3 protein-coding genes are annotated in these 3,088 nt (G+C 27.0%); all 3 read right to left on the reverse strand.

Annotated elements, in window-relative coordinates; translation table 11 throughout:
• Window positions 1–513: transposase (locus U9R42_06835; protein MEA3495734.1), on the reverse strand; the 513-nt coding region annotated here is incomplete at its 3' end.
• 11 nt (window positions 514–524) lie between these two features.
• The gene (locus U9R42_06840) at window positions 525–1,415 is read right to left on the reverse strand and encodes a T9SS type A sorting domain-containing protein (protein ID MEA3495735.1); all 891 of its coding nucleotides are present in this window, start codon (window positions 1,413–1,415) and stop codon (window positions 525–527) included.
• A 548-nt stretch (window positions 1,416–1,963) separates the two neighbouring features.
• The gene (locus tag U9R42_06845) at window positions 1,964–2,902 is read right to left on the reverse strand and encodes a hypothetical protein (protein ID MEA3495736.1); all 939 of its coding nucleotides are present in this window, start codon (window positions 2,900–2,902) and stop codon (window positions 1,964–1,966) included.
• Window positions 2,903–3,088 lie beyond the last annotated feature (186 nt).

Below are 3,088 nucleotides of genomic sequence, written 5' to 3' on the forward strand. Positions count from 1 at the left end.
TAAATTATAAATTTTAAGCTTAAAATATTGGACATCTCGGTAGCCATATGCTTTTCTTTTCAAAACTTTAATCTTATTATTCATTCCTTCAAGAGGTCCTGTTGAAATTCTATAATAAAACCAATTATAAATACCTGTTCTATGAGCCAATAGTAAATGAGCAAATTTTTTCATTAGTTTTATTCCAGAAGCTATTGCTTTTGCAACCCAAGAACCTAAAAACTTTTTTGCATCTGTTAGGTTAATCCATACAGGTTTATCAGCTAAAGCATTAGTTGTTTTAAATAAGCCACCTGTACAACTGCCTACATATATGGTTTTAAATTCATCATCCTCAAAATTATATGTTTTAGGATCAACCTCAAAACACTCAACCCAACCTTTGCCGGTACCCCAATCACCTGGTGGTGTTCTCCAAGGACCTAATTCTTTCCAATTTGTATAATACTCCTGACCTAATAAATTTATTATACTAATAATAACTAAGATAACTACTAAATATATCTTTTTCATTTTAGTTATTTTTAATTAATAATGAATTTTGATAAATATATGTTCTTTTTTGTTTGAATTTGTAACAGATAAAGACCTTTTGAATAATCTGAATTTATAATATAGAGGTTTTTCTTCTTATTATTTAATTGCTTAATTAATTGTCCATTATAGTTATATACCTGCATCGATAATATATTCTCTTTAATGTTATCAATAGTAATTATTGAGCATGATGATACAGGATTTGGAAATACGAAATTCAATTTTTCATGGTTATTTTTATTAATTCCAATATGTTTATAAGCGGCACTAATTCTAATATTATCAATCATCCAACCTTCTTTATTATTATTTATACTATCTGAATGAAAGCTAAATCTAAAAATAGCTGTTTCTGCATCCTGCATAAACTTATTTTCACATTTAAAGTCACAATTTAAATATTCCCATTTATTTATTGAACCACTCAATAAAGGCTTAGTATTCCAATTAAAATATTTCCCTGAATGATCACTAATCAGATTCAACCATGTCAATCCATCATCAAATGATACTTCAATCATTCCAAAATCGTTTAGTGAATCTGAATTAATTTTATACACAAAGGATATATTAAAAAAACGAAAGATGAATAAAGTATCCTTTTTAAGATTCATTGTAATATAAAATTCAGAATAATTATTTACCGGATAATAATTTATTGTATCTGTTAAAATAGCATTTGGTAATGATATTGCTTTATTGAATATTATTTTTGATGGGTTTCCTATTTGCCAAATATTTTCTTTTTCGGTAGTATCAATATAAATCATTGAATCTGGTTCGTCAAAGTCTAAAAAAATATCAATAAAATCTTGTGCACTCAAATTCAAAGAGAATAAAATATAAAAATTAATAATTATAATATTTAACCATTTCATAACTTAAATTTTAAAGAGTAAAACAGAAGGTTTTTTAATTTAATTTCGTACAAATATACATCAAATTTTTCAAAAACCTATTTTTTTTTAATATTTCAACGGTGAGGGTTACTCGAAGAAAACACAGAGTGAGAATTGTGTGGTAGTAACTTGTGTCTCGTCCTGAATTTTGATTACATTGTTTCATGACAAATCCTTAGTCCCCATTTCACAATCTCCATCTCAACAGAATAAGGAAAGTATGGTTTTTTGAAATTTTATTTTTCTAATATATAATTATTGTTTCTTGATTGTCTTTCGACAGCATCTAAAACTTTTTTTGTGTGAGTAAGCAAAGTCCCATTATTATCCAAACGTGTATTCAAATAAGATTGAAGTTTTAATAATTGTTTAGTATCTCTTTCCGTCAAGTTAGTATCTTGCTTTAACATGTTCAGTTTCTGGTCCCAGTTATAATTTGTATCTCTAACAATAGTTGACAATCTCTTATTACTTTGGACCAAAGCTTAAAAGGCATGAAATTGTTAAAATAAATATAAAATGTGTTTTTATAATATTAATAATTTAAAGTTTAGTATTTCTTTTGATGTTTCATTGATAAAAGACAGTATATAAACACCTTCATTTTGCATATAATATCTTAAGTCAAGTGTTTCAGAATCAATTTTTAAATCGTTAACAATTTGTTTTCCTGTAATATCAAATACTGAAACAGTATAATTTGAATAATAGCTGTTTAACTGAATGATGGATTTGCTGTTTGAAGTAATAAGATGCAAAGGATACGTATGAATATGTTCATCAATATTTGATATACGACCAATAGAAATATTAAACATAATATTATCTATCATTATTCCTTCACTTTCTAATTTTCTATTGGCAACAAATTCAAAATTAAATAATAAAGTATCGAAATCATCTAACCAATTATCTATTGAAAGAATAACATTACTTGTTCCCAATATCCCCACGTACTCTTGCCAATCATTCATGCCATTATAAATAGTATCTTCAAAAAATGAATAATGCCAGGTTTTTCCCTTATCATTTGATATTTTAATTTTTAGATATTCGTTGATTGAAGCATCAATTTTATATTTTAATCTAAAATTGCAAGCATCTATACGACCACCGTGATCGCGTATTGTTTTTAACCCTTTACGGTCAGCGGTAAAAAAGATTTGAAACGAATATGTACCTGAGTCATTTTTCATCAATGATTTATCAGTATAAATTGCATGAGGGCGCTCCATATACCTTTCATCGGTTTTCAGGTAATTGAAACCACCATCAAAAAACTTTCCTTTTGGTTCGCCTATCCGCCAAATATTATCAGTAGTATCCAAAATGATTTTGATATTGCTATCCCCAAAATAGGCAGTAGTATCAAAACCCAACCATCCTCGATATTGAAAAGGTTGAGCAGTTACAGATGTTGAACCTATAATCAATAATGTTAAAAACAAAAGCATTATTTTTTTCATTTGTTTACAATTTTAAAAGTTTAAAGATATAGTAAAATTCTTCTGTATTACAATTTCCAACAAATATACATCAAATTTTTCAAAAACCTATTTTTTTTTAATATTTCAACGGTGAGGGTTACTCGAAGAAAACACAGAGTGAGAATTGTGTGGTAGTAACTTGTGTCTCGTCCTGAATTTTGATTA

This window comes from Bacteroidota bacterium (genome assembly GCA_034723125.1).
Classification (GTDB): Bacteria; Bacteroidota; Bacteroidia; order CAILMK01; family JAAYUY01; genus JAYEOP01.

What these genes read in the sequence shown, in the direction of transcription:
- U9R42_06840 (MEA3495735.1), bottom strand. Translation starts at nt 1,415, where the DNA reads ATGAAATGGTTAAATATTATAATTATTAATTTTTATATTTTATTCTCT.
- U9R42_06845 (MEA3495736.1), bottom strand. Translation starts at nt 2,902, where the DNA reads ATGAAAAAAATAATGCTTTTGTTTTTAACATTATTGATTATAGGTTCA.